At 54.8% G+C, this 26386-nt stretch carries 20 protein-coding genes, 2 tRNA genes and 2 rRNA genes; 12 read left to right on the top strand and 12 right to left on the bottom strand.

Features of this window, described 5'->3' with window-relative positions; all coding sequences use genetic code 11:
* Positions 1-56 precede the first annotated feature (56 nt).
* From HALO_RS11340 to HALO_RS11295, 10 genes are all read right to left on the bottom strand, one after another.
* Positions 57-2947, bottom strand: a 23S ribosomal RNA gene (locus HALO_RS11340).
* Positions 2948-3207: 260 nt separating this feature from the next.
* Positions 3208-3283: transfer RNA gene (locus HALO_RS11335), tRNA-Ala, on the bottom strand.
* 119 nt (positions 3284-3402) lie between these two features.
* Positions 3403-3479, bottom strand: a tRNA-Ile gene (locus HALO_RS11330).
* Positions 3480-3563: 84 nt separating this feature from the next.
* Positions 3564-5095: ribosomal RNA gene (locus HALO_RS11325) — 16S ribosomal RNA — on the bottom strand.
* Together the 16S and 23S rRNA genes with 2 tRNA genes alongside form the textbook arrangement of a ribosomal RNA operon.
* 355 nt (positions 5096-5450) lie before the next feature.
* A complete protein-coding gene (locus tag HALO_RS11320) occupies positions 5451-6443 on the bottom strand; it encodes an adenosine deaminase (RefSeq protein WP_035579571.1) in 993 nt (330 codons plus the stop codon).
* Between the two features lie 42 nt (positions 6444-6485).
* A complete protein-coding gene (gene cydC, locus HALO_RS11315) occupies positions 6486-8192 on the bottom strand; it encodes a thiol reductant ABC exporter subunit CydC (RefSeq protein ID WP_035579572.1) in 1707 nt (568 codons plus the stop codon).
* A complete protein-coding gene (gene cydD / locus HALO_RS11310) occupies positions 8189-9862 on the bottom strand; it encodes a thiol reductant ABC exporter subunit CydD (protein ID WP_050713436.1) in 1674 nt (557 codons plus the stop codon). The genes cydC and cydD overlap by 4 nt, the downstream gene beginning before the upstream one ends.
* Before the next feature lie 3 nt (positions 9863-9865).
* Positions 9866-10867, bottom strand: a complete 1002-nt coding sequence (gene cydB / locus HALO_RS11305; protein WP_035579575.1) for a cytochrome d ubiquinol oxidase subunit II — start codon at positions 10865-10867, stop codon at positions 9866-9868.
* A 2-nt stretch (positions 10868-10869) separates the two neighbouring features.
* Positions 10870-12285: a cytochrome ubiquinol oxidase subunit I gene (locus HALO_RS11300; protein ID WP_035579577.1), complete on the bottom strand. Its 1416-nt coding sequence runs from the start codon at positions 12283-12285 to the stop codon at positions 10870-10872.
* 256 nt (positions 12286-12541) lie between these two features.
* Complete coding sequence (locus tag HALO_RS11295) at positions 12542-13519, bottom strand: calcium/sodium antiporter (RefSeq protein WP_050713435.1); 978 nt, start codon at positions 13517-13519, stop codon at positions 12542-12544.
* 342 nt (positions 13520-13861) lie between these two features.
* Between HALO_RS11295 and HALO_RS11290 the strand changes: the two genes are divergently transcribed.
* The 9 genes from HALO_RS11290 (at position 13862) to HALO_RS11250 (ending at position 22870) form a co-directional block, all read left to right on the top strand.
* Entirely contained in the window at positions 13862-15235 is a 1374-nt protein-coding gene (locus HALO_RS11290; protein WP_231896840.1) for a paraquat-inducible protein A, read from the top strand.
* Entirely contained in the window at positions 15228-16913 is a 1686-nt protein-coding gene (gene pqiB, locus HALO_RS11285; RefSeq protein WP_050713434.1) for an intermembrane transport protein PqiB, read from the top strand. The genes HALO_RS11290 and pqiB overlap by 8 nt, the downstream gene beginning before the upstream one ends.
* A gap of 10 nt (positions 16914-16923) precedes the next feature.
* Positions 16924-17511 (top strand): PqiC family protein, encoded by a 588-nt coding sequence (locus HALO_RS11280; RefSeq protein WP_035579583.1) that lies wholly within the window; start codon positions 16924-16926, stop codon positions 17509-17511.
* Positions 17512-17576: 65 nt separating this feature from the next.
* Positions 17577-18083, top strand: coding sequence for a helix-hairpin-helix domain-containing protein (locus tag HALO_RS11275; RefSeq protein WP_035579584.1), 507 nt, complete (start codon positions 17577-17579; stop codon positions 18081-18083).
* A gap of 279 nt (positions 18084-18362) precedes the next feature.
* The gene (locus HALO_RS11270) at positions 18363-19619 is read left to right on the top strand and encodes a DEAD/DEAH box helicase (RefSeq protein ID WP_035579586.1); all 1257 of its coding nucleotides are present in this window, start codon (positions 18363-18365) and stop codon (positions 19617-19619) included.
* Positions 19620-19714: 95 nt separating this feature from the next.
* The gene (locus tag HALO_RS11265) at positions 19715-20218 is read left to right on the top strand and encodes a hypothetical protein (RefSeq protein WP_035579587.1); all 504 of its coding nucleotides are present in this window, start codon (positions 19715-19717) and stop codon (positions 20216-20218) included.
* Between the two features lie 25 nt (positions 20219-20243).
* Entirely contained in the window at positions 20244-21455 is a 1212-nt protein-coding gene (locus HALO_RS11260) for an MFS transporter (protein WP_035579589.1), read from the top strand.
* Between the two features lie 17 nt (positions 21456-21472).
* Positions 21473-22543, top strand: coding sequence for an asparaginase (locus tag HALO_RS11255; RefSeq protein WP_035579591.1), 1071 nt, complete (start codon positions 21473-21475; stop codon positions 22541-22543).
* A gap of 87 nt (positions 22544-22630) precedes the next feature.
* Positions 22631-22870: a DUF2789 domain-containing protein gene (locus tag HALO_RS11250; protein WP_035579593.1), complete on the top strand. Its 240-nt coding sequence runs from the start codon at positions 22631-22633 to the stop codon at positions 22868-22870.
* Positions 22871-22880: 10 nt separating this feature from the next.
* Here HALO_RS11250 and HALO_RS11245 read toward each other — a convergent pair whose 3' ends face one another.
* Together HALO_RS11245 and HALO_RS11240 are read right to left on the bottom strand one after the other, a co-directional pair.
* Positions 22881-23546 carry a TVP38/TMEM64 family protein gene (locus tag HALO_RS11245; RefSeq protein WP_035579595.1) on the bottom strand — a complete coding sequence of 222 codons (666 nt, stop codon included), beginning with the start codon at positions 23544-23546 and terminating at the stop codon, positions 22881-22883.
* A complete protein-coding gene (locus tag HALO_RS11240) occupies positions 23539-23955 on the bottom strand; it encodes an SRPBCC family protein (RefSeq protein ID WP_035579597.1) in 417 nt (138 codons plus the stop codon). Before HALO_RS11240 ends, HALO_RS11245 begins: the two co-directional genes overlap by 8 nt.
* A 221-nt stretch (positions 23956-24176) precedes the next feature.
* Here HALO_RS11240 and queC point away from each other — a divergent pair, with 221 nt between their 5' ends.
* The 3 genes from queC to HALO_RS11225 are packed head-to-tail and all read left to right on the top strand — an operon-like array spanning position 24177 to position 26382.
* A complete protein-coding gene (gene queC, locus HALO_RS11235) occupies positions 24177-24890 on the top strand; it encodes a 7-cyano-7-deazaguanine synthase QueC (RefSeq protein ID WP_035579599.1) in 714 nt (237 codons plus the stop codon).
* Entirely contained in the window at positions 24890-25534 is a 645-nt protein-coding gene (queE, locus tag HALO_RS11230; protein ID WP_035579601.1) for a 7-carboxy-7-deazaguanine synthase, read from the top strand. The genes queC and queE overlap by 1 nt, the downstream gene beginning before the upstream one ends.
* Entirely contained in the window at positions 25534-26382 is an 849-nt protein-coding gene (locus tag HALO_RS11225) for a 6-pyruvoyl trahydropterin synthase family protein (RefSeq protein ID WP_035579603.1), read from the top strand. Before queE ends, HALO_RS11225 begins: the two co-directional genes overlap by 1 nt.
* Positions 26383-26386 lie beyond the last annotated feature (4 nt).

Below are 26386 nucleotides of genomic sequence, written 5' to 3'. Positions count from 1 at the left end.
CGTATCCGGTGTTTTAATGTTGCGTCATCATTACGACCAGACCCCTTGGGTGTTATAGGGTCAAGCCTCACGGGCCATTAGTACACGTTAGCTCAACGCCTTGCAGCGCTTCCACACCGTGCCTATCAACCAGCTGGTCTCGCTGGGCCCTTCAGGAGGCTCTAGGCCTCAGGGATGTCTCATCTTGAAGGGGGCTTCCCGCTTAGATGCTTTCAGCGGTTATCCCGTCCGACCATAGCTACCCGGCAATGCCACTGGCGTGACAACCGGAACACCAGAGGGTCGTCCACTCCGGTCCTCTCGTACTAGGAGCAGCCCTTCTCAAACATCCAACGCCCACGGCAGATAGGGACCGAACTGTCTCACGACGTTCTAAACCCAGCTCGCGTACCACTTTAAATGGCGAACAGCCATACCCTTGGGACCGACTTCAGCCCCAGGATGTGATGAGCCGACATCGAGGTGCCAAACACCGCCGTCGATGTGAACTCTTGGGCGGTATCAGCCTGTTATCCCCGGAGTACCTTTTATCCGTTGAGCGATGGCCCTTCCATACAGAACCACCGGATCACTAGAACCTGCTTTCGCACCTGCTCGACGTGTCTGTCTCGCAGTCAAGCACCCTTATGCTCTTGCACTCAATGCACGATGTCCGACCGTGCTGAGGGTACCTTCGTGCTCCTCCGTTACTCTTTAGGAGGAGACCGCCCCAGTCAAACTACCCACCACACACTGTCCTCGATCCGGATAACGGACCTGAGTGAGAACGCCAATGATGCCAGGCTGGTATTTCAAGGTTGGCTCCGCCCGAACTGGCGTCCGAGTTTCAAAGCCTCCCAGCTATCCTACACAGGCAACATCAGCGTCCAGTGTGAAGCTATAGTAAAGGTTCACGGGGTCTTTCCGTCTAGCCGCGGGTACACCGCATCTTCACGGCGATTTCAATTTCACTGAGTCTCGGGTGGAGACAGCGTGGCCATCATTACGCCATTCGTGCAGGTCGGAACTTACCCGACAAGGAATTTCGCTACCTTAGGACCGTTATAGTTACGGCCGCCGTTTACCGGGGCTTCAATCAAGAGCTTCGCCTTGCGGCTAACACCATCATTTAACCTTCCGGCACCGGGCAGGCGTCACACCCTATACGTCCGCTTGCGCGTTAGCAGAGTGCTGTGTTTTTAATAAACAGTTGCAGCCACCTGGTATCTTCGACCGGTTCGGGCTAGGAGAGCAAGTCTCTTCMCCCTACGCCGGCGTGCCTTCTCCCGAAGTTACGGCACCATTTTGCCTAGTTCCTTCACCCGAGTTCTCTCAAGCGCCTTGGGATTCTCACCCTGACCACCTGTGTCGGTTTGGGGTACGGTCGCACATGATCTGAAGCTTAGAGGCTTTTCCTGGAAGCGTGGMATCAGTGACTTCCTGACCGTGGTCAGTTCATCTCGTGTCTCGGCCTTGAAAGGGTCCGGATTTACCTAAACCCTCAGCCTACTCACTTTCACCAGGACAACCAACGCCTGGCTCACCTAGCCTTCTTCGTCCCCCCATCGCAACCATGTCCGGTACGGGAATATTGACCCGTTTCCCATCGACTACGCCTTTCGGCCTCGCCTTAGGGGCCGACTCACTCTGCTCCGATTAGCGTCGAACAGAAACCCTTGGTCTTCCGGCGAGGGAGTTTTTCACTCCCTTTATCGTTACTCATGTCAGCATTCGCACTCGTGATACCTCCAGCAGACTTCTCAATCCMCCTTCATTGGCGTACACGACGCTCCTCTACCGCTCATCCAAAGGATGAACCCGTAGCTTCGGTACCTGGTTTAGCCCCGTTACATCTTCCGCGCAGGCCGACTCGACTAGTGAGCTATTACGCTTTCTTTAAAGGATGGCTGCTTCTAAGCCAACCTCCTAGCTGTCTGAGCCTTCCCACATCGTTTCCCACTTAACCAGGATTTCGGGACCTTAGCTGACGGTCTGGGTTGTTTCCCTTTTCACGACGGACGTTAGCACCCGCCGTGTGTCTCCCACGCGTTACTCACCGGTATTCGGAGTTTGCCTCGGGTTGGTAAGTCGGGATGACCCCCTAGCCGAAACAGTGCTCTACCCCCGGCGGTACTACGKGAGGCGCTACCTAAATAGCTTTCGAGGAGAACCAGCTATCTCCGAGCTTGATTAGCCTTTCACTCCGATCCACAAGTCATCCAAATCTTTTTCAACAGATCCTGGTTCGGGCCTCCAATTGATGTTACTCAATCTTCACCCTGCTCATGGATAGATCGCTCGGTTTCGGGTCTATATCCAGCGACTGTGTCGCCCAGTTAAGACTCGGTTTCCCTACGGCTCCCCTATACGGTTAACCTCGCCACTGAATATAAGTCGCTGACCCATTATACAAAAGGTACGCAGTCACAGAACAAGTCTGCTCCTACTGCTTGTACGCACACGGTTTCAGGATCTATTTCACTCCCCTCTCCGGGGTTCTTTTCGCCTTTCCCTCACGGTACTGGTTCACTATCGGTCAGCCAGGAGTATTTAGCCTTGGAGGATGGTCCCCCCGTCTTCAGTCAAGGTTTCTCGTGCCCCGACCTACTCGATTTCACATGATCAGATTTTCGACTACGGGGCTATCACCCGCTACGGCCACGCTTCCCAACGTGTTCGCCTAATCAGTCACATGCTTAAGGGCTGGTCCCCGTTCGCTCGCCGCTACTAGGGGAATCTCGGTTGATTTCTTTTCCTCAGGGTACTTAGATGTTTCAGTTCCCCTGGTTCGCCTCGTACACCTATGTATTCAGTGCACGATACTCATCTTATGATGAGTGGGTTTCCCCATTCAGAGATGTCCGGGTCACAGGTTGTTGCCACCTCACCGAACCTTATCGCAGGCTACCACGTCTTTCATCGCCTCTGGCTGCCTAGGCATCCACCGTGTGCGCTTCATTGCTTGACCCTATAACCCGAAGGAGTCTGGACTCGCAATGATCACGTTTCATTTTGCCGGATACGCTGACGCGTATCACAATTTAAGACCACTTCTTGCGAAGTGTTCTTGTCAGCATGATATACATTGTTAAAGAGCAGCTGTTCAATGAACAGTGATAAAGCGGCATTCTGTAGCTATAACAACACTTATAGCGACTACAGCGCAGCGACTTATCAATGGTCACGAAACGTTCACAAACGGTATTTAAGGTAAAAAGTAGTACTAAATGGTGGAGCCAAGCGGGATCGAACCGCTGACCTCCTGCGTGCAAGGCAGGCGCTCTCCCAGCTGAGCTATGGCCCCATCTAGTAGTCACTCTTCGTCACAGTCACCTCTGGCCAATTTTATTTAGCGCAAGACATTTTATGACGACGCATAGCCTGCTATGCGAGTTATAAAATAACGCAGCGATAGATAAAATTTGGTGGGTCTGGGCAGACTTGAACTGCCGACCTCACCCTTATCAGGGGTGCGCTCTAACCAACTGAGCTACAGACCCAAGAGGGGATCGTGCTTTTTACCGTTTGCTCTATCTTTGATCAGGTAATTCATTGTGGACGCTTACCGACTGTGACGCATCGTTTAAGGAGGTGATCCAGCCGCAGGTTCCCCTACGGCTACCTTGTTACGACTTCMCCCCAGTCATGAACCACACCGTGGTGATCGCCCTCTTGCGTTAGGCTAACCACTTCTGGTGCAGTCCACTCCCATGGTGTGACGGGCGGTGTGTACAAGGCCCGGGAACGTATTCACCGTGACATTCTGATTCACGATTACTAGCGATTCCGACTTCACGGAGTCGAGTTGCAGACTCCGATCCGGACTGAGACCGGCTTTAAGGGATTCGCTGACTCTCGCGAGCTCGCAGCCCTTTGTACCGGCCATTGTAGCACGTGTGTAGCCCTACCCGTAAGGGCCATGATGACTTGACGTCGTCCCCACCTTCCTCCGGTTTGTCACCGGCAGTCTCCTTAGAGTTCCCACCATTACGTGCTGGCAAATAAGGACAAGGGTTGCGCTCGTTACGGGACTTAACCCAACATTTCACAACACGAGCTGACGACAGCCATGCAGCACCTGTCTTACAGTTCCCGAAGGCACACCAGAATCTCTTCCGGCTTCTGTAGATGTCAAGGGTAGGTAAGGTTCTTCGCGTTGCATCGAATTAAACCACATGCTCCACCGCTTGTGCGGGCCCCCGTCAATTCATTTGAGTTTTAACCTTGCGGCCGTACTCCCCAGGCGGTCGACTTATCGCGTTAACTTCGCCACAAAGTGCTCTAGGCACCCAACGGCTGGTCGACATCGTTTACGGCGTGGACTACCAGGGTATCTAATCCTGTTTGCTACCCACGCTTTCGCACCTCAGTGTCAGTGTCAGTCCAGAAGGCCGCCTTCGCCACTGGTATTCCTCCCGATCTCTACGCATTTCACCGCTACACCGGGAATTCTACCTTCCTCTCCTGCACTCTAGCCTGACAGTTCCGGATGCCGTTCCCAGGTTGAGCCCGGGGCTTTCACAACCGGCTTATCAAGCCACCTACGCGCGCTTTACGCCCAGTAATTCCGATTAACGCTTGCACCCTCCGTATTACCGCGGCTGCTGGCACGGAGTTAGCCGGTGCTTCTTCTGCGAGTGATGTCTTTCCTACCGGGTATTAACCGATAGGCGTTCTTCCTCGCTGAAAGTGCTTTACAACCCGAGGGCCTTCTTCACACACGCGGCATGGCTGGATCAGGGTTGCCCCATTGTCCAATATTCCCCACTGCTGCCTCCCGTAGGAGTTCGGGCCGTGTCTCAGTCCCGATGTGGCTGATCATCCTCTCAGACCAGCTACGGATCGTTGCCTTGGTAAGCCATTACCTTACCAACTAGCTAATCCGACATAGGCTCATCCAATAGCGGGAGCCGGAGCCCCCTTTCTCCCGTAGGACGTATGCGGTATTAGCCTGGGTTTCCCCAGGTTATCCCCCACTATCGGGCAGATTCCTATGCATTACTCACCCGTCCGCCGCTCGTCAGCATCTAGCAAGCTAGATCTGTTACCGCTCGACTTGCATGTGTTAGGCCTGCCGCCAGCGTTCAATCTGAGCCATGATCAAACTCTTCAGTTTAAGATCTATGTGATCCTTACATGTCACCCGAAGGGAACAAAAGCGGATCAAACTTGGCTCAAGGTTCAAACGAATTCATTCAAAACAGATCCCAAAGGACGAATCCTTTAAAACCTTATTGCTTGAGTCGCTTGCCTTGATATTTGGTGATTTGCCACCAACGCCAGCAAGCGCCCACATGAATTACCTGATCAAATTGTTAAAGAGCTGGTCGCAGAGGCCGTGCCCCGTTGACGTGTGCGTATACTACCCGATTCACCGTCAGGGTCAACAGCGATTTGAACATTTATGAGCAAAAACCTAGTCCTGTATTTAATAGCCGTCACACCGACCCAATAAACTAGGCGTGAACCCTTTACGCTGCAGCCAAGCGAGCCATGAGCTCTTCCCGTCGCTCAGGGGTAGCAAAGGCTTCTTCGATGGCATTGCGGGTTAGCTGACGAAAGACTGTCTGATCCCAGCCAAACGCTTCAGCGCAGGCAAGGTGATTGGTCAGCATACCACCACCAAAGTAAGCGGGATCGTCGGAACTAATGGTTACTTTGAGCCCTTCAGCCAAAAGTTTCGGGAGCGGATGATCACGAAGATCCTCTACCACCTTCAAACTGACGTTAGATAGCGGGCAGACCGTTAGAACAATTTGCTCGCGGCGCAACCGCCCAACTACTTTATCACTCTCTATACAGCGCACCCCATGATCAATGCGCTGAACATCAAGTAGATCCAGGGCCTCTGTAATATACTCAGCAGGCCCCTCCTCCCCCGCATGGGCTACGCGCACCAATCCAAGCTGCTTAGCGCGCTCAAATACGCCGACAAAGTCAGCGGGAGGATTGTTTAGCTCGGCGCTATCCAAGCCAATGGCATCCAGCATCTTCCAATATGGCGCAGCCTGTTCAAGTACATGTAAGGCCTCTTCTGCCGGACGATCGCGTAGAAAAGCCATAATCATGCCGATAGAGAGATCGAGAGTCTCTTCAGCCTCCTGCTTGGCTTTTAATAGCCCGGTCATTACCACTTCAAGGGGTACGCCACGTTGAAGATGCGCCTGGGGGTCAAAGTGCATGTCGATATGCACAACGCCCTCCCCCCGTGCACGCTTGAAATAATCCATCGCCAGGTCGTAAAAATCCTCTTCATTACGAAGTACGCTCATACCCTGAAAATAGAGATTCAAAAAACCCTGCAGATCGTTGAAGTGGTAGGCATCTTTGGCGTCTTGAACTGTCGCATAGGGCAACTCAATGCCATTGCGCTGCGCTAAAGCAAACATTAACTCAGGTTCCAACGAGCCTTCGATATGCAAATGGAGTTCTACTTTGGGAAGATCACGTAAAAATTCGTGCATGAATGGCTCCTAGCTGTCTTATCAATTGATCAATGCCACTCATTATTTAAGCGGGCATTGCTCAAGTTTACCGGCATCTAGATGCCAGTGGTACTCGACCCCAGGCAATAGAGTCAGCGAACTAACCTGATGGACAAAGAAAATAGCCGTTCGGTCAACCAGCCATTTATCCAGGGTCGCCGCGATGTGCTTGGCCGTCGCCGCATCAACGCCTGCAAACGGCTCGTCAAGAATGACCACTTGAGGGTTGCATAGCATCAGGCGGGCTAATGCCAAACGCCGGCCTTGCCCCCCTGAAAGCTGCTGGCCTTTCTCGCCCACCGCCGTAGCTAAGCCTTGCGGCAATTGCTCAACCCAGCCTTTCAAGGCCACTCCATTCAATACCGCCCAAAGCATGTCATCGTTAGCCGCGGGGTTGGCGATACGCAGATTTTCGGCGATAGAAGCATCGAACAGATCGACCTGCTGGGTCAGCATGGCAAAGTGAGTGGCACGGTTTTCGGTGGAAAGCTGCCAGGATGGTATGCCGCCTACCAGCGCCTTACCTTCGGTCGCTTTTAAGCGCCCCATTAATACCCTGGCTAAAGACGATTTTCCGGCACCGGAATTGCCGGTAATCACCGCTCGTTTGCCTGCAGGTAGTTGGAAATCAACATCGCTTAACGCGGGCGCTAATGTCTGCGCATAGCGCAGAGAGAGCCGTTCAACTTGAATGCTTAGACCAACACCGTTTGGCAGCGTAACAGTGGGGGGCGTCGACGATGAATCGCCGGTAAGCACATTTAACCGCCGCACCGCTGCATAGCTAGCACCCAGCTTGACAAAACTAGCCGGTAGCGTAATGAACGACTCATTCGCCCCCAGTGCTATCAATGCCGCCATCACCAAAATAGGTCCTGTAACCAACTGCTGGCTAAACACCCAGCTAGCGAACCACACTACTGCCACCACCATTAATCCGCTGACAACACTCACCAGGCAGTTAATCAACGCTGCCTTACGCCCTAAACGGCGCTGGTTGCTAAACGCTTGCTGCTCTTGACTAGCGATCAGGGCCCGATGCCACTGGGTCGTTTGATAGCTCATCAACTCAGCAGCCCCCTGCACTTGGTCGACCACTAAACGCCGCAGCGACTGCTGGTCAACCACCTGCTGATAGCTTTGCGAAAATCCCCAGACAGCCGCCAATAGTGTCGCCACTAGCCAGAGAAAGCTCAGTGTCACCGCCATCAGCATGGCAATGCCCGGCAACCAAATAGCCACAAAAAGCGACACAGCCACCACGCCAAGTAGCGCCACCAAAGGTGGCACCAAGAGACGCAGATAAAAATTATCCAGGGTGTCGATATCCGCCGTTAACCGGCTCAACCAGTCGCTGGCACGCTCACCGTGCAAGCGAGCGTCGTCGAGGCGTGTTAAATAACCAAATACGCGATAGCGCAAATCGGCAAGCAGCGTTAACACCGTATTATGGTTATAAAGACGTTCAACATAGCGCGCGACGGTACGTGCCAAGGCGAAGAAACGAATGCCGCCACCGGGCACATAAACATCGAGTCGCGCAGGAATGCCAAGAGCCAGGGCAATACCGGTCAGAGCGCTGGCAGTAATAAACCAACCGGATAAGCCCAGCAGGGCAAGCCCAGCCATTAGGGTGATCCAAACCAGCAGAGCGCCCAATAAAAAGCGCCGGCGCCGCCGGACTAAAAGTAACAGCCAGGGACGAAAGTCGCGATAAATAGCCATCATAAGACCACCTCGACCAGCTCACCCTGCTCAAACGCCAAGTGACGATTAGCAACAGCAATCACCGCCGGATGATGGGTCGCTATCACTAAGGTACGCCCTTCTTGGGCAAGCGCTAACAACGCCGCCAAAACAAACTGCTCAGTTTCCTGGTCTAAACTCGCCGTAGGCTCATCTAATAGCAGCAGTGGCGCATCGCTAAGATATACGCGGGCAAGCGCCAAGCGCTGGGCTTGCCCGCCTGACAACCCGACTCCACGCTCGCCGATTAACGTATCCAAGCCATCGGGTAGCTGGGTTAACAGAGGTCCAAAACCAGCGCGATGTAGTGCAGCGGCCATTTCTTCGCGGCTAGCTTCAGGTGCTGCCAAGCGCAGATTATCAATCAAACTACCGTGCAAGAGACAGGGCTGCTGATCCAGCCAGGCGTAAGGGCTATTTTTTTGCCGCCGGCACTCTCCAGCGCTGGGTGAGATAAAGCCCGCGAGTAAAGCAAGCAGCGTCGACTTACCGCTACCGGAGGCACCGCTAAGCGCCACTACTTCACCCCGCTGAAGGGTGAAATCGATAGGGCCTATCACCTGCCCTCGGCCAGGATAAGCAACGCAAGCCGCCATTAACTCAATGACCGACCTATCCGACAGCGGCGCCATAGCGCCATAATCGCTCACCAAGCTTGGCTGATTGAGTATATTCACCACGCTCTCAGCGGCACCCAAGGCCGCTGCGCGGTCATGGTAGTGCTGAGAAAGGGTGCGTAGCGGCTGAAAAAACTCGGGCGCAAGCAGCAGCACCGCCAGGCCCGAAAAAAGCGTCAGTGATTGCGACGGCCCATACTCGATGTAGCCGAGCAGGCCAAAACCGACATACATGGCCACAACCGCAATCGCCACTGAGGAAAAGAACTCCAGCACTGCCGATGAGAGAAACGCCAACCGAAGAGTACGCATGCTAAGGCGCCGATAGCCATCGGTGGCATACCAAACATCCTGCTGCGCGGCTGATGTACGGCCAAATAGCTGCAGTGTGGTCATACCGCGCACATGGTCAATAAAATGCGCTGACAATCGTGATACGGCCACAAACTGATCACGGTTAAGGCGCTCAGCCCCCATGCCGACCAAGGCCATAAAAAGCGGAATAAGTGGTGMAGAAAGAAGTAGAAACAGCGCCACCAGGTAATCGAGCCAACCTGCCACCGCCAATATCAACAGCGGCAAGCAGAGCGTGATACGCAGTTGGGGGTAAAAACGCGCGAAATAACCTTCAAGCGCATCAATATGTTCAACCACTTGGTTGGCCAGGGAGCCGCTGTGCTGACTGGTAAGCCAAACCGGGCCTAAGGCAGATAGTTTATCCAGTAGCTGGGCCCTGGCACGTTGACGAATGCGCAGGCTCGCTTCCAGGCTCAGCGTTTCATGCCCCCACTGAAAGGCAGCGCGTAACAGCACGCAACCCACCAGCAGGGAAAATATCGGCACTAGGGACATGGGCGATTGATCGTGAACCACCAACTGATCAATCAGCCAGGCAAGACCCACTACCACAACGATCGTTTGACTACCTGCCAGCACGCCGCAAAGAGCAGCGCCCAGCAGGCGCTTGCGCTCTCCCTTAGCCAACGTTTGTAGCCAACTGCGCGGCGTAAGAGAAAGCGCGACTTCAGTTACCATGGATCAGTGATATCCCTCGCCTACACGCACCTTGCCGCGGAACACCCAATAGGTCCAGGCGGTATAGGTCAATATAATCGGGATGACAAACACCATACCGACTAGCAGGAATAGCTGTGACTCGGGTGATGAAGCCGCGTCCCACAGCGTGTAGTTCGGGGGCACAATCACCGGCCATTTACTGACGATCAAACCCAGGTAGGTGAAAACATAAATGCCGATAGTCGCCAGGAAAGGCACCCCTTCACGACGCTTCTGTACCGAACGGAAAACCACAAAAGCGCAAGCCAAGGCAGCAAAGGGAAAAACCCAAATCAGTTGAATATTGCCGAACCAGCGTTCCCAGACCAGAGGATTCACAAACGGCGTCCAGAGGCTAATCACGGCGAAAACAAACAGCACCAGCGCCAGCAGCAGCGGAGTGATTTTGTAGGCCCAATCCTGCACATGGCCCTCTGATTTGAGTATTAGCCAAGTCGCCCCTAGCAGCGCGTAGCCCGCCATCAAGCCAAGCCCAGTTAGCACTGAGAACGGCGTTAGCCAGTCAAAGGCACCGCCTACATAGGCGAAATCTTCAACCGGAAAGCCTTGAATATAGGCCCCTACCACAGCCCCTTGAGCGAAGGCGGCGACCGCCGACCCCCAGCAAAAAGCGCGGTTCCACCAACGCCTGTTGCGGCGAGACTTGAAACGAAATTCAAAGGCAACGCCGCGAAAGATCAACCCGGCCAGCATTAAGAAGACGCCGATGTAAAGCGCAGGCAAGAACACCGAATAAACCAGCGGAAAGGCGCCTAACAAGCCAGCACCGCCGAGTACCAGCCATGTTTCGTTGCCGTCCCATATCGGCGCCACCGAGTTCATCATCACATCCCGAGCATCTTCATCGGGAGCAAAGGGGTAGAGAATACCCAACCCCAAATCAAACCCATCCATAAGCACATACATCATGATGCCGAAACCGATGATGAAGGCCCAAACTAACGTTAGATCAAACATTTCCATGTCTAGCTCCTCACCGGGTCAACGTCATCATCAAAAGGCGTATGCGCCGCCGACATAGGCCGCATGGGGCGCTTGAAGTTCTCGTCGGTGGTTTCGCGTTCCTCTTCCGGCAGCATGCCGTTACGCACCACACGGGTGAGGTAATAAATGCCCGCGTAAAACACCACGCCGTAGACCAAGGCATAGCCAATCAGCGTAAACAGCGCCATAGGGCCGGTGAGCGACGGGGTTAAGCCCTCGGCATGGGTCATCATGCCGTAAACCAGCCACGGCGAACGGCCTGACTCTGTGACGATCCAGCCCGCCAAAACAGCCACAAACGGCATGGGAATCATCGCCGTCAGGCCTTTTAAAAATAGCCGCTTGTCGTAGATACGACCTTTGCGACGCAAGATTAACCCCGTCAACGCCACCGCAATCATCAGCAGACCAATCCCGACCATAACGCGGAAGCCCCAAAATACAATCAGCACCGGCGGCTGCTCGTCAGGCGCCGCCTCGCTAATGCCAGGCACTTCCCCATCAAGAGAGTGGGTCAAGATGATACTGGCCAGGTTCGGAATACCCAGCTCAAAGTGGTTGGTTTGTGCGTCCTGGTCAGGGATGGCGAACAGCAACAGCGGCACATTGCCAGAGGTCTCCCAGTGCCCTTCCATGGCAGCCACTTTCGTCGGCTGGTGCTCTAAGGTGTTAATGCCATGGAAATCGCCAATGACCGCCTGGGTCGGTGCCAGAAACAGCAACAGCCAGAGACACATGGAGAGTGCACGACGATTCGCTTCGGGGTCACGGTCACGTAACAGGAACCAAGCACTCACCCCTGCCACAACAAAGCCACCGGTCAAAAACGAGGCAACGGCCATATGCATAAAGCGGTAAGGAAACGAAGGGTTAAAGATCGCCTCGCTCCAGGAAGTCACGTGGAAGCGAAAGTCGATCAGCTCAACGCCGGCAGGAGTATGCAGCCAGCTGTTAGCCGATAGAATCCAGAAGGAAGAGATAAAGGTGCCCACCGCCACCATAATCGCCGCAAATAGGTGCACCCCTTGAGGGACTTTACCGCGCCCAAATAGCAGCACGCCCAAGAAGGCTGCCTCTAAAAAGAACGCCGTGACGACTTCATAGCTAAGCATGGGCCCGAGGAAATTCGAAGAGGCCTGAGAAAAGTTGCTCCAGTTCGTGCCGAACTGAAAGGACATTACGATGCCTGACACCACCCCCATGCCAAAGACAACGGCAAACACCTTTGTCCAGAATAGCGAGAGGCGATCCCACGCAGGATTCTTCGTCTTGAAGAACAGGCCATGGAGCAGCGCGATATAGGACGCCAAGCCAATCGTGAACACGGGGAAGATAGCGTGAAACGACACAACGAATGCAAATTGCAATCGCGATAATACCAGCGGATCAAGTTCCATTTCACTCTCCTAAGACCTGAATCGGTATCCCATATGGGTTAACACAAGCTTAGTAGAGCCTTTATGGCACGACACTTTTAGTTATAAGCACTAAGCTTATTGCTTTACGCCAGGACCCTGTCACTAGCGCCCCTCTTGGACAATTATTATACAACAAGCCTTCACTGCCCAAGATGAGTCGCATTGACGCACCGATCAGCCTGCGCCAACCTTGATGGCCTAAATACCATAGCGGCACGCCATGACGATAAAAGCACTACCGAGACATTATCACCACGCTGACCATATAGCCGGTGTAAGCGACAAATAGGGCCAGCAGAACGCCCCCTTCCAGACGATTAATGCGCCGTGGGCGGCCGCGCCAAGAAAACGCAAACAGGATCATCAGTAGCGTCATGCCGGTCATCACGCTCCAATCCCGCACCAGCACCTCTCGCCCTGATTCGATAGGCGCAATCAACCCCGCAAGACCAACGACCGCCAAGCTGTTAAACAGGTTAGAACCAACCACATTGCCCAGCACCATATCATGCTCCTTGCGACGCAGAGCGGTGATAGAGGATGCGAGCTCGGGCAGTGACGTACCTATAGCTACCACGGTCAGACCAATAATCAAGTCGCTCACACCGAAGCGCAGCGCAATCTCAACGGCGCCCCATACCAGTAGACGTGAACTAGCGATCAGCAGCACTAGCCCCACTAACGTCCACATAATGGCTTTCCCCCTGGACATCGGCTTGTTKTCCAGGGTTTCTGCCACTTCAGATACGATTGAATCTTCGGGCTGATTCCGAGACCGCAAAATGCTGGCAACAATAAAAACAACCAACGCCAGCAAAAGAACAACAGCCTCCCAGCGCGCAACAAACCCGTCCAGCAGCATCAAGCCTGTTGCTAGCATCACCAGCATTAATATCGGCATCTCTTTACGAATAACACTAGAGTGAACCGAGAGGGGCGCGATAAGCGCTATCAAACCGAGTATCAAACCAATATTGGCTATATTTGAACCGTAAGCATTACCGACCGCCAAGCCGGGATTTCCGTCCAGCGCCGCAAGAACCGACACCATCATTTCCGGTGCTGAGGTACCGAAACCAATAACCAGTATCCCGATCAACAGTGGTGACAAGCCAAGCCAACGCGACGTTGCCGCAGCACCGTCGATAAACTTCTCGGCACTCCAAACCAATAGGACTAATCCAAACACAACCGCTAATGTGGGAAGCAACATTTCGTTTCCTTCGTGGCATAATGATTGGCACTGCTCACAGATTCTGATCTAAATAACACTTCATAGCGACGGTAGTAAGATGCTATTACTAGCAATCCTTGCCACTATATTGCGACACTGAGAAGCTAATCCGACGCAGAATTACGCGGCCATCCCGAGCATATTTAACAGCTCGTCACTGCGCCGCAGCATCGTTGTCTAAACTAACGCCTTGGTCAAGCGGCTAGCCTATGTTTTTGAAGATTATTTCAGCGACATAGAGTTGCTAAACTACGTATTTGACAGCTTAATCCGCCACATCCTAGTAGTTTTGCTAGGGGCTCGCACTGAGAGTTTTGGTTTTTGCCTCCACAACGATTGATTAAACGCCCTACATTGCCGGTCAACGCCCCCCTCGTTGACCGTTTGCCACCTGAGGCCAGAACTCAGCGACGGCGTTTGCGTGCCTGTCATGAGTGTGACTGGGTATCGGCGTTGACGCCGTTAAACTCTGGCGAGAAAGCCAGCTGCCCACGCTGCTCACACGTGCTGGTTAAACGCCACCGCTACCCAGCCCAGCGCAGCATGGCTCTAGCCATTGCCTCGCTTGCGGCCCTTATAATGGCAGTGTCGTTCCCGTTTATTAGCTTTACTGTCAGCGGAGTGAGTAACCGCATTGAACTGACACAGACGGCCACCACGTTGATCGGCTTTCACCAGCCGGTGGTCGCCATAGCGGTCATTATGACCATTGTGGTACTGCCCGCGGTCTACCTACTGGGCGTTATCTGGCTGCAGTTTGGGCTACTCCGCGATCGCCCCCTGCCCTTTAGCCGTGATATTGCCAGGTCATTAGCGCACTTAACGCCGTGGATGATGGCCGATGTGTTTATTATCGGCGCATTGGTCAGCCTGATAAAAATCGCCGGCCTGGCCGACGTGACCATAGGCATCTCCTTCTGGGCATTTTGTGCTTTTGCACTACTGCTACTGATGACCAGTCAGTCCCTGGACGCCGATTGGATGTGGTTCTCGCTAGAGGGAGAACCACTGGCTCCCGAAGGCACTCAGACAGGGCTACCGGCTGGCGAACAAGGGCTAACCGGCTGCCCCACCTGCGGGCTGATCAACAGGCTATCGCCACAGGGCCGTGGGCGCTGCATTCGCTGCCATGAAAAACTGCATCAGCGGCTACCGAACAGCTTGCAGCGCACATGGGCACTTCTCGGTGCATCGGCCATCATGTACATTCCAGCCAATGTATACCCTATTATGACCACCACCAGCTTAGGCAACTCCTCGCCTTCGACCATTATTGGCGGTGTGGTGCAACTGATTCAGATGGGCTCATGGCCGATTGCAGTAGTTATCTTTATTGCCAGCGTGATCGTCCCCGTCGGCAAATTGGTGGCGTTAACCTGGCTTTGCTTAGTCGTCAGGCGTAGCAGTGCATTAAACGCCCAAAGCCGCACCCGGCTGTACCGCTTAACAGAATTTATCGGCCGCTGGTCAATGGTCGATGTCTTCGTGGTGGCCATCTTAGTAGCGCTGATTCGCGCGGGCTCCTTGATGTCCATTACACCAGGCCCGGCGGCACTCGCCTTTGGCTCTGTGGTTGTGTTAACCATGTTGGCGGCTATGAGCTTTGATCCGCGCTTGATTTGGGATACTCCACTCCCACCTCGTCACTCTCTTCTTCGCCGTAAAGCGGCCACCAAGGAACCTGTTGATGGCTAACGAACCAGCATCGTCAAATCCCAGCCCAACAAACGGTCAGGATCTAAATAAAGCCAAAACATCACGCCAGACCCGGCTCTCGCCCATTTGGGTCGTGCCTATCGTCGCGATCGCTATCGGTTTATGGCTGGTTTATGACAACTACGCCAGTCGTGGCACCCAAGTAACGCTGACCATGGAGAGCGCCGAGGGGATCGAAGCGGGCAATACGCTGATTCGCAGCCGTAATGTTGAAGTTGGCCGAGTGCAGAGCGTGCGCTTGTCTGACGACCTTTCCCATGCGGTGTTAACCGCCCGCATTCAGCCAGAGGTAGAGGATATGCTGCGCGAAGACACCCGCTTTTGGGTGGTCAAGCCGCGCATTGGCCGTGAAGGTATTAGTGGGCTGGGCACCGTGCTCTCTGGCGCTTATATTCAGCTTGAACCAGGCACAGAGACAGCACCCCGGCGAGAATTCCCGGTAAGCGATATCCCCCCTGTTGCGCCAGCAGGCCAAGCAGGCCTGCGTCTTAGCTTAACGAGTCAACTGGGCAATTCACTGCGGGTAGGTGATCCAGTCTCCTACCAAGGCTACACCGTAGGCCGTATCGAAGAGAATAGTTTTGAGCCCGAGTCACGCACCATGAAGCATCAGGTGTTTATTGAAGAGCCGTATACCAATTTAGTCACCGATAGCACCCGTTTCTGGACCGCTAGCGGTGTTGATTTCCGCTTAGACGCCGACGGTGTTCGGGTTAACGTTGAATCCCTAGAAGCACTACTGGGGGGCGGTGTTACCTTCGGCGTACCCGAAGACCTGCCGATGGGACAMCCCGTTGAAGCCAATACGCACTTCACCCTCTATGCCGATGAAAACGCCGCACGGGAAGGCACCTTTAACCGCTACTTGGAGTATGTGCTGCTGGTAGACGAAACGGTACGCGGACTTTCCAAAGGCGCGCCGGTAGAGTTTCGCGGCGTGCGACTGGGCACCGTTGCCGCAGTGCCCTGGAACTTTACCGCACCCCAGCCCGACTCGCGCGCACGCTTTGCGATTCCCGTCCTGATTAGGATTGAGCCTCAGCGCCTGGGCATAGAAAATAGCGATATTGACCTGGAAGAGTGGGAGGCACGCTTCCAGCGCATGTTTGGCTTGGGGCTGCGCGCCTCGCTAAAAAGTGGCAGCCTGCTGACGGGCGCCCTGTTTGTCGATTTAAACTTCCAGCGTGATCTTGCCGATGAGTATGTTGCCGAACGCTTCTCGGATCGAGCCGTATTCCCCACCGTGCCTGGCGGCTTTGCCCAGATACAAGCTCAGGTGACGGATTTACTCGAGAAGTTAAACGCCCTTGAGGTCGAGCCGCTGTTAACCGGCTTGGATCGTAATCTGCAGGCTTCTGAGAGTATGCTGAATGAGGTTCGCGATGTGAGCACCTCCCTTAACCAGTTGCTCAATGACCCGGAAACACAAGCTGTTGGGGGCAACCTAAACGCGACGCTAGAAGAACTGCGCAGCACGCTACAGGGCTTATCCCCTTCATCGCCTGCCTACCAGGAGCTTACAACGGCGATTGAACGGTTGGATCGCTTGATGCGTGACCTGCAGCCACTCACTCGAACGCTCAATGACAACCCCAGAGCACTTTTGTTTGACAATCTGGATGCCCAAGACCCCATTCCGCGTGCGCCGCGTGATTAAGGAGCAAAGTATGTTGATATGGATTAGGTATTTGCTGCTGCTGTTGGTCTGCTTACTGGTCTCCGCCTGCGCCAGCAGCGTCACGCCCCCTGCACGCTATATGCTGCCGAGCGCGCCATTGGCAAGCACTCCCCAACAGCCACAGGGCACGCTACTGGTCAGCTCCCCTCGGCTTGCCCATTACCTTGATGTCGATGGCATCGTGATGCAGCTCGACGATATTACCCTGAACGCTGCGCGGGAACACCAGTGGGCCGAAGGGTTGGGCAGACAGCTAGAGCGAAGGGTGCGCGCTAACTTAGCGCAAGCGCTGCCAAGGCTTAGGGTTATGCGTGAGGAAGGTGAACAGGCCAACGCATTGACCCTGCGCCTCAACGTTGATCAATTCCAGGGCCGCTTTGACGGTGTCGCCGTGGCTAGCGGCCAATGGCAATTGCTTAACGCTGTGGGTGAACTGCTAGCGATGGAAAATTTCCACACGGAAACAGCCCTTGCAGAGGATGGCTACCCCGCTCTGGTGCGCGCATTAAGCGATAGCTGGGATCAGGCTGCCGAGCTTATCGCCAACGCAATACGCCAGGGCGACTATTTTGATTAGTCAGCGCTTTTCTAAACGGGGCTTGCTGCACTAAGCTTAATGCTATTCCTCTCTGGGGTGCCCACATGACAGATGAACCGAACCAAACGACTGAAGTGCCGGTTGAACAACTGCGTGATGCCATTAACGCCCTAATGGAAACAGTAACGGCGCTGATAGAGGGCGAAGCGTCTCAAGGGGTTTTTGAAACAGCCCTCAATAGCCACGACGCCCTTCGCGATCAGCTAGCAGCACGCACACTCGACACCTCAACACTGGCCGCGCTCCAGCGCATCGAGCAATTTATTACTGTTCAAGCTGGGCACTACTATCAAACGGTTAACGGCGAATTTGATGAACAGCAAAGCGGCCGCTTTATCGCCCTCTTTGCGCGACAGCTATTGGCGCTCGACGGTGTCGGGCCAGCCACTGCGCGCCAACTCTTTCAACTGGGGGTTTTCACCCCTGAGCACTTTTTTGCCTTAACGCCTAAACAGGTGGCACAACTACAACTACCGCCCGCTACCTTAGCTCGGGTAATTCCACTGCATGCCCAGCACCCATCACTGACACGTGACAGCGAAACAAGCTGACGCTGCATAACCGTGTTACACTATTCGTCTTATTACTGACACGTGTTACTAACGCCTAGGTTTACTGGTGTGTCCGTGCACATCAGATGATAGTGCGCCTTGGCGCTATCTCCTTCACGTCTCCTGTCATCCACGGCTAACCAACGACCATCGCGGCACACTGAATTATCTGGCACACTTCGCTGCCGCGATGGTGAATCAACCTCGCTTTTTGAACATTACACCTAGTGATAACAACCACTTAACGGTATTAATTCACTAGGTGATTGCGGAGAACGCATGAGCTTTTCTGAACTTGGCCTGCACGCCGATTTGTTACGCGCTGTCACAGCGCAAGGTTACACCGAACCTACCCCGATACAACGACAGGCCATCCCCGTCGTATTAGAAGGTCGTGACATGCTAGCCAGCGCCCAAACCGGCACTGGCAAAACCGCTGGTTTTACGCTGCCAATGCTGCAACGCCTGAACACCGGCAAACGACCTGCGAAACGTCAGGTACGGGCGCTGGTGCTAACCCCGACCCGTGAGCTTGCCGCTCAAGTAGGCGAAAGCGTGTCGACCTATGGCCAGCATCTGGCCCTGCGCTCTCACATTATTTTTGGCGGCGTTGGCCAACAGCCTCAAATCGATGCACTAAAAGCCGGCTTGGATGTACTCGTTGCCACCCCCGGTCGACTGCTGGATCTTCACCAACAGGGGCATGTAGACCTCTCCTGCGTTGAGATTCTAGTGCTTGATGAAGCGGATCGCATGCTAGATATGGGCTTCATCCATGATATTAAACGCCTGCTGCGGCTGGTGCCTAAAAAGCGCCAAAACCTACTGTTCTCAGCAACGTTCTCTAACGAGATCCAAGCCCTAGCACAACAGCTGCTGGATAACCCGGCGATGATTGAAGTAGCGCCGCGCAATGCCACCGCCGAGAAAATTGAGCAGGCTATTTACCGCGTTGATCGCGAGAAGAAGCGCGAGCTTCTGGCCCACTTAATCCAGCAAAACGGCTGGTTTCAAGTGCTGGTATTTACGCGCACTAAACATGGCGCTAACCGCTTGGCCGAGCAGCTCTCCAAGCAGGATATTCCCTCCATGGCGATCCATGGCAACAAAAGTCAGGGGGCGCGCACCCGCGCGTTAACCGCCTTTAAGAGTGGCGACCTGCAGGTACTCGTGGCCACCGATATTGCTGCCCGTGGTCTGGATATCAATGAGCTGCCCCACGTCGTCAATTTTGATCTCCCCAATGTGGCGGAAGATTACGTCCACCGCATTGGCCGTACCGGCCGTGCTGGCAGCAATGGCAAAGCCGTCTCGCTGGTGTGTGTTGACGAAGACGCCCTGCTGGGCAGTATTGAGCGACTCATCAAACAGACGCTGCCAAAACATATTGAACCAGGCTTTGAGCCCGACCCCAGCATCAAACCTGAGCCTATCGAGAATGGCCGACGCAATCAGCGCCAGCCGCGTGCCAAGCGCAAACCCGATGGCCAGAGTGCCAATACGGGTGGTGAGCGTAAACGACGCGTTCGCCGCTAGCTCAGAGCGCAGGAATATGCGAAGGTGCCCCCTTCGTATATTCCAAGCCGCTGTTTCCAGCAGCTATTTCAGCCAACACCTTTCACGGAGTGAATATGGCGTCTTCTCAACTAATGGCCGAGTACCGCCAATGGCTGACGTTTCAACGTCAAGAGCAGCTCAGCCGCGAACATCAAGGGATCGTGCAGCGCTTAGAGGACGCCCGGGCGTCAGCTAATCAAGTAGTTCAAGCCTACCGCAGCATGGCTGAAAAAGCGTCGGTTGAAGGCGCTTGCTACCGCACGATCTTCTTACGCCAGCGGGAGGACAACCACGCCCTTCCCTGCGAAGGCTGGCTGTTTGTGCGCCGCGTACTTAGCGAAGGCAACAGTACCCGTGTGCGCGTCACGCTGCTTGAAACCTTTACCCTTGAAGACGGCATCATGGCGCCAGGCGATAAACCTGCACGCAAGTTAACGTTGGAAATATTCGATCAATTGAATATGGATAAAGGTATGCGCACCAACGTCAGGGTGGACTGCCTGGATACCCCCCAGGATTACCATTTCATCACGCTACTCGATGCCGTTCGTGGAGACTTGCGCCCCCACCTTAAGTAAAAGCGGATTTTAAATAAGTATAAATATGGCATCGCGTCGTTCAATTACGTTTATTTTGCTGATGGTTGTGGTGGGGCTAAATCTACGCCCCGCTATGTCTTCGGTCGCCCCCTTACTCACCCGGCTACAAGAGAGTGCGGGGCTTTCCGCTACCGCCGCAGGGCTACTCACCACGCTTCCAGTGCTGTTTTTAGGCCTCTCCGCGCCACTTGCTCCGACGCTGGCTAAACGCATAGGCAGCGAACGAGCACTGAGTGCAGCGCTGACACTACTGGCAGCAGGGCTTATTCTGCGTGGTTTGCCACTTCCCGGCGGACTCTTTGTCGGCTCGGCAATGGCAGGCTGTGCAATTGGCATTGGTGGCACTCTACTACCGGCCTTGGTTAAGCGTGAACTTCCCGACAGCGCCGACCTGCTCACCGGTCTATACACCATGGCGCTCTGTTTAGGCGGCGCCTTAGGAGCCGGGTTTAGCGTTCCTCTAACCCAACTATTGGGCAGCTGGCAAGCAAGCTTAATGAGTTGGTCTCTACTAGCGCTCTTCGCACTGCTACTGTGGCACTTTCAAATGCCCAGTACTACGAGGGCAGACATACCCACACCACCCAAAAGCGGCATTTTACGGCTACTTAAGCAGCCGCTTACCTGGCACATTATGTTCTTTATGGGCATTCAGTCTTCCATGGCATATATCGTATTTGGCTGGCTGCCCACGCTACTGGTTGATCGCGGCTACAACGAAGCCGATGCAGGCTGGACCATGGCGGTTTCGATTATGTGCCAGCTAGTCTCCGCGCTGGGCGCCCCCTGGGTTGCGCGCCTGGGTCGTGACCAGCGGCCCGCGCTATTACTGGTACTGATTAGCACCGCCATGGGTCTGTGGATGCTGCTTATCGCGCCATTAATATGGAAATGGCCCGGCGCCGCACTCCTCGGCATCGGCCAAGGCGGCAGCTTTAGCCTGGCGCTGAGCCTGTTAGTCTTGCGCACAGCCAACTCACGCCTTGCCGGTCAGCTCTCTGGGCTCGTCCAGGGCGGTGGTTATACACTGGCAGCACTTGGCCCTTTCGGTGTGGGGGTTATGCTGCAGTCAGGCGCCGACATATCACATATCGCCTGGCTATTGATCGTTCTGATCACGGTTTGCTGTGGCTTTGCCCTACTGGCGGGTCGCAACCAGCGCTTAGATGACCAAAGCGGTGGACTTTTGGTAGAGCACGTTACTCGTACTTACTGACCCTCCAGGAAAAGGCAATGAGCTCCCACTCCCCTTTAGCTGACAAGCCCCCTAATAAAGAGCGTATTCTGGTTATTTACACAGGCGGAACAATCGGTATGCAGCAGCATGCCGATGGACTTGCGCCTAGCGGTGACTTTGCCACTCGCATGGCAACGGCGCTGAACCAGCTACCCCTTACCCAACAGCAAGCTTTACCCGGCTATGATCTAGTTAGCTACGCGACATTAATTGATTCAAGCGCGGCCACGCCGCTTACCTGGCAACAGGTCGCCCGCGATGTGAGCGACCAGCTAACGGCCTACGCCGGCTTCGTCATTATTCATGGTACCGATACGCTTAGCTGGACGGCTGCTAGCCTTGCCTACCAACTCCAGGGACTGGACCGACCGGTGGTAATAACAGGCTCCATGTTGCCACTGGAAGCGCCCGGCAGCGACGCCTTAGGCAATTTGTATGGCGCGCTGCAGTTCGCCGCCAAGCCCGCGCTCCAAGAGGTGGCTATTTACTTTGCCGGGCAGTTGCTGCGGGGCGCCCGCGCCATTAAGCAGCACAGTCAAGCAGCCAACGCGTTCGCCAGCCCCAACTATCCATTGCTGGGTGAGCGGGTAGGCGACGACTTCGTTTATTACCCCAGCCGTGGACTTGGCCTTCAGCAGCGCGGCGCACCGCGTTTCGAGCTGCCCGACTACCGCTTGGTTAATCAAGGAGAGGTCGTCCGCATCGCCCTTTGGCCGGGCATTTCGGCATGGCAGTTAAGCGCCTGGCTGAGTGATCCACGGGTTAAAGGGGCGTTACTACAACTCTGGGGCGCCGGTAATCTGCCCGACGACCCAAGCTTACTGGACGTACTCGCCAAGGCCAGCGGGGAAGGCAAATTGCTTGCCGCCATCAGCCAGTGCCCGCAGGGTAGTCTCCATCTGGGCGCTTACGCTGCGGGGCATGGCCTTAGCGATGCAGGCGTTCTCGCCGGTGATGATATGACGCCAGAAGCGGCTTTCACCAAGCTAGCCCACTTAGTGGCGCAACCACTCGCACTAGAAGATCAGCGTCAGCGTTTTTTAACCTCGCTAATCGGTGAACGCTAGCCCGCCAAAGCGGTTGAAAGGTGGCGTAGGCTGAGAATCAAGCTATGTTATAGAAACGATTCTAAGCGTTTGAAGGAGCAACAGGTTATGGAAAAACCGGTACACCATTTCAGCGAACTATTCGAACAGTTAGGCTTGGCATCCGATGCAGAGTCAATTGAGCGCTTTATCCAGCGCAACGCCCCGCTCCCGGAAACAATGCCACTGGCTGAGGCCCCCTGCTGGAACGAGGGGCAGGCGGAATTTTTAAAAGAAGCGGTGGAAGAGGACGCCGACTGGGCCGAAGTGGTCGACCACCTCGACGCCTCAATGCACAAAGCTCGCTAGAACCGGTTTGCTAGGCGCCCCGCGCCGCTTCAACGCGGCGCCTGTACCACGCCCCTGCCAGCAGCAGTAGCGCCAGTGCTATCAGAGGCAGCACTACATCAAACTGCAGCGCATCCTCGTCTTCGATAGCCTCTAAGGCGCCGTATATCGCACTACTATAAACCGCCCATTTTATCGACAAACCCAAAGCCGCTGCCACTAGGTACGTCTTAAGAGGCAGATGGCGTAAACCTGCGGCAAAATTGATAACCGAGTGGGGAAAGCCGGGCAATATACGCATTGCGCACTGGGTCATTACATCGCTTCGCTGCTCTAACATCTGCATGACTTTTAAGGTCAGCCCTTGAGGATTCCAACGCCGCCCTGCCCGCGCCGCTATTTGATAAGCCCCCCATGCTCCCGCCACGCTACTGAGTGTCAGCATTACCGTGGCGATAAGCGGCGGGTAAAAAGGCGCAATAAGCCACAGCCCAATACTGCCCGGCAATCCTATGGCCAAGGTAACGGCCATGATTAGCATCACCCCCATAATCACCATCGGATAATGAGACGCCTGAGAAGCCCATTGCTTAACCGCCATCAAATCGGGCGAATACCATAGCCACACGTAGGCCAGCATGGCAAAACTTGCAAACCCTAGCGCCCAGCGCCAAGGATGTCGTGGTGGGCTATTCATTCAAGCGAGCTTCCACGCGCTCAAGAATTTGTCGGCTGACTTTTCCTACTAACGGCTTCGCCGCTTTGTTAACGGCTTTTTCCATCAGACGATTGCGGATCTCATAAGTGAGCGTCAACGCCACCTCGGTGCCTTCGGGCACCTCGCGAAGGCGATAACGCCCCTGGTTTTTTACGCCATCCAACGACTCCCAGGCAAGCACATGGGGGGGCTGAATCTCGGTCACCATGACATCAAACGACCAGTACATACCCACGGCGCGGACATGCCAGCGATAGCGATTTTCGCCCAGGGTTTCAATTGAGCGAATCAGGTCTGAGTAATCGGCAAAATCTTCGACACGGCGCAGTAGTTCGAACACGCGTTCGGGCGGCGCGTTAATGATTTCACTATGTTCAATCGTTGCCATTGGTTCGCCTCTAACAGCATGGAGAGATAGCGTAGCATGTTGATATTCATGCTGCCTGCCTACGCTTTTTTTACCTCAACAGGGTACGTCGATTGGCGCTAGAACTGGCCAGATTCACGACTATTGCGTAAACTGCCGCACTTCCGGACCGGACCCCGGAACGCCGCGCCAGCTCAACGCTGCTCGCGATTAATAAATTCTCCGACAAAGAGTGTTTTCTCATGTCATCAATACCCCCAGTGGCTGCTGACACAGCCACCACGACCGTTGTTATCTATTCCGGTGGAATGGACTCTTTTACCGTACTTCACCGCGCGCTGCGGGAAGGGCTTAACGTACACGCGCTTTCGTTTGACTACGGTCAGCGCCATGCCCGCGAACTCGATACTGCGCGCCAGGTTTGCACCTCTCTTGAGCTGCCCCATCAAGTGGTCGATATTCGTGCGATACACGGTTTGATTGATAATTCGGCGCTCACCAATCCCGAGCAAGCGATGCCCCAGGGCGACTATGACGCGGACAATCTACGCGCCACCGTGGTGCCTAACCGTAATATGATTCTGCTCTCCCTGGCGATTGCCAAGGCCGTTAATATTGGTGCGGAGCGAGTCGACTACGGCGCCCATGGCGGTGACCACGTTCTCTACCCTGACTGTCGCCCCGAATTCGTCGAGGCAATGAATCAAGTAGCGGGCATTGCCAACTTCGAGCCGGTAAAGTTACACGCCCCCTATTTATACACAAGCAAGGCCGATATTTTGCGCGAAGGCCTTGCCATGGGATTGGACTACGCCCATACCTGGACATGCTACGAAGGCCGTGAGCTCGCCTGCGGCGTATGCGGCAGTTGCCGCGAACGGCTGGCCGCCTTTGCGGCCAACGGTGTCACCGACCCACTAGCTTATAGCGTGAACAGCACAGCAGGTCAGTGCTGATGTATCAGGTCAAAGAAGCTTTTTATACCCTGCAAGGTGAAGGCGCCCAGGCCGGCAGAGCAAGCGTTTTCTGTCGATTTAGCGGCTGCAATCTGTGGTCGGGCCGTGAGGTTGACCGGGCAACGGCTAAATGCACCTTTTGCGATACCGATTTTATCGGCACTAACGGCATCAATGGCGGGAAATTTGCCACCGCCGCTGCCCTGGCCGAGCATATTGCTGCGCTCTGGCCCAGCCAGAGCGACAATGCGACGCCCTATGTGGTATTTACCGGCGGAGAACCGTTGCTGCAGCTCGATGCGCCGCTGATTGCCACCCTGCATAGCCATGGGTTTGAGGTGGCTGTCGAAACCAACGGAACGCTACCCCCACCCCCAGGCATAGACTGGCTCTGCGTAAGCCCCAAGGGCAGCAATCCGCTGGTCGTTACCCAAGGTGACGAATTAAAGCTCGTTTACCCCCAGGCAGATGCTCCCCCGGAGCAGTTTTCACGCCTTGGGTTTCACCATTTCTTTCTACAGCCGATGGATCTTGCTCCTCTCAATCAGGCTAAGACCACCGTCGCTGAAGCGACTGCTTACTGTATGGCTAACCCCCAGTGGCGACTGTCGCTGCAAATGCACAAATTAGCAGGTTTTGATTAATGTCCCTATTTGTTCAACAACTGACCCATATTGACGTATCCCTCTGGTGTTCTCAGCGCGGCTTAGTCGGCTGTAGCTGGCAGGTAGACGCAGTGCTGGATGGCGAGCTGGGCGAAGATGGCATGCTGTTCGACTTTGGTGAAGTTAAACCATGGATCAAACGCACGCTCGACAGCGGACTCGACCACACCCTGCTGGTGCCCACTCAAGCACCTGGGGTCACGGTGACGGAGTGCCCTGAGGGTGTCTGCGTACGTACCACCACCCCCTACCCCATGGAAGTACGCGGGCCGAAAGAGGCGTTTAGTTTACTGCCCTGGCAGGCTATTGATATGAACACGGTGGCCGAGCATTTAAGCCAGCAGCTCACCGAGCAGCGCCCAGAGAATGTCCATCAAGTCACTCTGACGCTTAGTGACGAAACTATCAACGGCGCTGCCTATGGCTACACGCATGGCCTGAAGCGCCACCTGGGCAACTGCCAGCGTATCGCCCACGGCCACCGCTCGCGGCTACATATCTTTCAGCAGGGGGTGCGTCAAGCCGAGCTCGAACAGCAGTGGGCGGCGTGGCTGGATAATCGCTACCTGCTTGAAGAGGCCGATATCACCTCAAGGGATAACAACTTCCTTACCTGCGGCTACCGGGCCGCCCAAGGTGATTTCTCCATTACGCTGCCACAGTCGCTATGCGCAGTTCTCCCCGGCCCTACCACGGTAGAAAATATTGCCGCTTGGCTGGCAAAAGAGGTTGCCACGCAAAGTGGGGTAACCACACGCATCCAGGCCTTTGAGGGCATTAACAAGGGCGCAATTGCCGCGTTTTCACCCAGTGCTATACCCAGGTGACAGG

The sequence above is a fragment of the Halomonas sp. R57-5 genome (assembly GCF_900070345.1).
Taxonomy (GTDB): Bacteria; Pseudomonadota; Gammaproteobacteria; order Pseudomonadales; family Halomonadaceae; genus Vreelandella; species Vreelandella ventosae_B.
Note: the sequence above shows the minus strand (reverse complement) of the source record. Positions and strands in the feature narration are given on the sequence as shown.

Excerpts from the sequence above, each read along its gene's own strand:
- HALO_RS11300 (WP_035579577.1), bottom strand. The coding sequence starts at position 12,285 with ATGGAACTTGATCCGCTGGTATTATCGCGATTGCAATTTGCATTCGTT.
- queC (WP_035579599.1), top strand. The coding sequence starts at position 24,177 with ATGTCATCAATACCCCCAGTGGCTGCTGACACAGCCACCACGACCGTT.
- HALO_RS11250 (WP_035579593.1), top strand. The coding sequence starts at position 22,631 with ATGGAAAAACCGGTACACCATTTCAGCGAACTATTCGAACAGTTAGGC.
- HALO_RS11265 (WP_035579587.1), top strand. The coding sequence starts at position 19,715 with ATGGCGTCTTCTCAACTAATGGCCGAGTACCGCCAATGGCTGACGTTT.
- HALO_RS11225 (WP_035579603.1), top strand. The coding sequence starts at position 25,534 with ATGTCCCTATTTGTTCAACAACTGACCCATATTGACGTATCCCTCTGG.
- HALO_RS11255 (WP_035579591.1), top strand. The coding sequence starts at position 21,473 with ATGAGCTCCCACTCCCCTTTAGCTGACAAGCCCCCTAATAAAGAGCGT.
- HALO_RS11320 (WP_035579571.1), bottom strand. The coding sequence starts at position 6,443 with ATGCACGAATTTTTACGTGATCTTCCCAAAGTAGAACTCCATTTGCAT.
- HALO_RS11280 (WP_035579583.1), top strand. The coding sequence starts at position 16,924 with ATGTTGATATGGATTAGGTATTTGCTGCTGCTGTTGGTCTGCTTACTG.
- cydC (WP_035579572.1), bottom strand. The coding sequence starts at position 8,192 with ATGATGGCTATTTATCGCGACTTTCGTCCCTGGCTGTTACTTTTAGTC.
- queE (WP_035579601.1), top strand. The coding sequence starts at position 24,890 with ATGTATCAGGTCAAAGAAGCTTTTTATACCCTGCAAGGTGAAGGCGCC.
- HALO_RS11275 (WP_035579584.1), top strand. The coding sequence starts at position 17,577 with ATGACAGATGAACCGAACCAAACGACTGAAGTGCCGGTTGAACAACTG.
- HALO_RS11240 (WP_035579597.1), bottom strand. The coding sequence starts at position 23,955 with ATGGCAACGATTGAACATAGTGAAATCATTAACGCGCCGCCCGAACGC.
- HALO_RS11245 (WP_035579595.1), bottom strand. The coding sequence starts at position 23,546 with ATGAATAGCCCACCACGACATCCTTGGCGCTGGGCGCTAGGGTTTGCA.
- HALO_RS11270 (WP_035579586.1), top strand. The coding sequence starts at position 18,363 with ATGAGCTTTTCTGAACTTGGCCTGCACGCCGATTTGTTACGCGCTGTC.
- cydB (WP_035579575.1), bottom strand. The coding sequence starts at position 10,867 with ATGGAAATGTTTGATCTAACGTTAGTTTGGGCCTTCATCATCGGTTTC.
- HALO_RS11260 (WP_035579589.1), top strand. The coding sequence starts at position 20,244 with ATGGCATCGCGTCGTTCAATTACGTTTATTTTGCTGATGGTTGTGGTG.